This window comes from Microbacterium sp. P2_F9 (assembly GCF_056403635.1).
In genome coordinates this window covers 1-3,083 of record NZ_JBFUFC010000303.1, presented here as the reverse complement: position 1 = coordinate 3,083, position 3,083 = coordinate 1, and the positions used below count along the sequence as shown (strand labels likewise).

Below are 3,083 nucleotides of genomic sequence, written 5' to 3'. Positions count from 1 at the left end.
CAATTCCAGTTCTTCGGCAGCCGCAGTCCGCGACTCAACCGCGCGTGGATCGAACTGCTGATGACCGCCGCGAACGGCCCGAAGGGCCTTACGATCCTCCCCGAACCCGCAGAGCCCGCGCTTGAAACACCGGGCACCGGGATACCTCACCGTGAATCCGCCCGAGCTGACGGCCGGGTCGAAGACATCCTGAAAGTATGACCACCAACATCACGTCAGCGACGAGTTAAGCCTGCGGATGATTGGGCCATTCGAGGCCGAGCACGTCAAGCGCGTGCTCGTACTTCTCGCGCAGACCCGCCCGCGTTTCTTCATCCAGCTGTGCGGTGCGGCTCGGGTCGGTGTTGTGGGTGATGTCCGCGTACTTAACCGCCCGGGCCGCCGGGTGCGCGGCGATCCGTTCGTAGTATTCGTCGCAGGCCCCCTCTGTGCGGGTGAGCAATTCGACGACCTCGACGACCTCGGGGTGGACGCCGGMGAGCAGAAGCCGGTCGGCCTTCACCGGCGTGTCTTCGATGACATCGTGCAGCCACGCCGCGCAGTGCTCGAGGGTCTGCGTCTTGGCATCGAAGTGCCGACTGACAGCGGCGGGATGCTGGATGTAGTCGACGCCGAGCTTGTCTGGCTGTCCGGTGTGCGCGGCGACTGCGATTGCCTTCGCCCGCGCGACCTGCTCAGCGCGCTCGTCGGCACTGAGGTCGCGGACTGACGTGATCGCCGCGCGTGCCAGAAGGTAGTCGGTCACGGTCTTCCAGTCGGGGAACTCGGCGGAACGGAACCGGAGCCACTCGCCCTCGAACTCGCTGGCGCCGTTGTTCGGTCGGTCATCCACTAGGAAGTGACCTCTGTTCAGCTCCTTGTGGTGGGACAGGATGAGCCGCTTATGAGCGACCGTGCCGTCGGCAGTGCCGAAATGCAGGTGAACCCACTCGACCTTGTGCTGCCACGCCGAGGGATTCTTCCACGGCGCTGTCGAGAGAATGTAGATGTCGAACTTCTTCGACAGCTCCTCGAACGCCTCGACAGCGCCATCCAGCGGCTTCATCAGCGCGAAGATGCCGGGCACTTCATCGAGCTTGTCCTTGTATTCGATCTGCAGCGCATGTGCGAGTTGGTCGATCCCGCTCTTGAAATCAACGAGCGTGTTGTCCATGTCGACGTACAGGATCTTCTTCGTCTTGGTTTCAGTCATTCTTCTTCTCTCCTCGTCTGCTGCGGATTTCATAGGTCACGCAGCGCATATCCGTCAAGCACCGACCCGCGCAGCCGCGACCACATGATCTCGGCCACGCCGAGCGCTGTCGGCACCACGTCCTGGGGAAGGTAGATCGCCATGAGGCGGCCCCTATCGCTCACGCGACGTGGACCGCGGAGCGTGCGACGCGGCTTCGCCACGCGCTGCACGCGCCGCGCGAAGCACTCTGGACCAGGGATGCCGTTGACCTCGACGATCCATCCCCCGTCCACCCTCATGCACTGCGCCCAACGCGCGGCGTTCTCGCGCCGCAGAAGACCCCACTGGCCTTCGTCGCGGAGCTCTCCGACACGCGCGGCGACCTCGGCGACGTCGCGCACAGCCAGGAGCCCATTCCCGCGGGGGCTCCAGGTCACCGGCACGTGCCGGCGTGTGCGGAGCCACTCCTCGACATCGGCGGCGAACACGATTTCATTCGCGGTGGCGATGATCGGCGTCACCTCAGGCCGTACTTCGGGCGTCCACGTCTCTTGCATTCAGGTCCTCTCTCGGTACACCTGAATGATCTCAGGGACCTCAGACATTCACGCAGGACCGCGCTAAATGCTGCGACAGGACGATCGGCTCAAGCGGAGCGAGCGAACGACCGAGGTCAGGATCCGGACGTCTCCGGCTCCACGGCCTTGCGCTTCACCGGGTTCGAGACCTTTCCTGCAACCGCGGTCGCGCCGCCGGCGATCTTGCTGCCCGCGCCCTTGACCGCGGTGAGAGCCCTCGGCGCGTCCGGGATGCCATCACCGTCCAGGTCAATGCTCCGGAACGGGCTCGTCGCCGCACTCGCGCCGCCGGCGATCTTGCTGCCCGCGCCCTTGACCGCGGTGAGAGCCTTCGGCTCGTCCGGGATGCCGTCACCGTCCAGGTCGACGCTCCGAAACGGACGAGTCACCGTACCGGCCGCAGCCCCAACACCTGCCCCGATCGCGTGGGCAGAGCCGCCCGCCACGCGTGCGGTGGAACGGGCCGCCTCCTGCAGAGCGAGCACTGCCCGATTCGGTTCATCGTCCTTCCCTGGCTTCTCCTTCATCGCCACGGAGAGATGCGCCGGAAAGTCGGTCGGCGGCTGCGCGAATGCCTCCTGTGCGGCGGCGACGACGTGACGTCCGAACTGGAATTGGGTGACGCCGCCGACGACGGCCCCGACGCCGTACTCGATTGCCGCCTGCTTCTTCGTTCCCAGCCCGGTGCGCACCTGTTCGAGGCGACCGGTCTCCACGCCTCGCACAAGCTCCTGGGCGGCGCCCGCCGGCAGCGAGTGCGCCAGCGTCTCAGCCCAGTGCGACCAGTCCTGGTGTCCCGATGCGATGTTCTTTCCGACATCCATGGAACTCGACTGAGATCGCGCGAGGTCCGCAGCCATCGCCGCGATCTGGCCTTGGCTGACGCGTCCGTTCGACAGGCCAAGGACGAGCACGCGCATCTGAGCCTTGTCGAGGCTCATGCTGTGGATGTCTGCCAGAGCGAGGGCGTAAATCGCGGTCAGCTCGAATTGAAGCTTCTGGTCTGCTGCCATGAGTGCGGTCGGCGCACCGGACTTCGCCGCATCCTTCGCCATACCCTTGGCGGCGGCCTTCATGGCGCCGCCACTGGCCGGCTTTGCGGGGTCGTCGACAGCAAGAGCGATCGCGGTCTCGACGGCGATCGCGGCAGCCGCCACGATCGCACCCTCGGCCGAGATGGCGGTGATGTAATGGCGGCTCAGCGAGGCGATGAGCTGCGGGGGCGTGGCTTCGGGCTGGGCGCGACGGACCCACCGGACATACTGGCGAGCGACGGCGGGCCGCCCCTTGACTGCGCGCTCGATCGCCCGATCGGCGGCCTGCTGGGTCAG

At 66.1% G+C, this 3,083-nt stretch carries 4 protein-coding genes; 1 reads left to right on the top strand and 3 read right to left on the bottom strand.

Going from position 1 to position 3,083, the window contains the following annotated elements; genetic code table 11:
- Positions 1-201, top strand: a 201-nt coding sequence (locus AC1DVT_RS19155) for a DUF7882 family protein (RefSeq protein WP_477390866.1), incomplete at its 5' end; no start/stop codon positions are given.
- A 25-nt stretch (positions 202-226) separates the two neighbouring features.
- On the opposite strand, the gene AC1DVT_RS19150 is transcribed toward AC1DVT_RS19155, so the two are convergent.
- The 3 genes from AC1DVT_RS19150 to AC1DVT_RS19140 all read right to left on the bottom strand — a co-directional run.
- Positions 227-1,192 (bottom strand): 5' nucleotidase, NT5C type, encoded by a 966-nt coding sequence (locus AC1DVT_RS19150; protein WP_477390864.1) that lies wholly within the window; start codon positions 1,190-1,192, stop codon positions 227-229.
- A 29-nt stretch (positions 1,193-1,221) separates the two neighbouring features.
- Positions 1,222-1,731, bottom strand: coding sequence for a hypothetical protein (locus AC1DVT_RS19145; protein WP_477390863.1), 510 nt, complete (start codon positions 1,729-1,731; stop codon positions 1,222-1,224).
- 116 nt (positions 1,732-1,847) lie between these two features.
- The coding region (locus AC1DVT_RS19140; protein WP_477390861.1) for an FG-GAP repeat domain-containing protein at positions 1,848-3,083 on the bottom strand (1,236 nt) is incomplete at its 5' end.

What these genes read in the sequence shown, in the direction of transcription:
- AC1DVT_RS19145 (WP_477390863.1), bottom strand. Translation starts at nt 1,731, where the DNA reads ATGCAAGAGACGTGGACGCCCGAAGTACGGCCTGAGGTGACGCCGATC.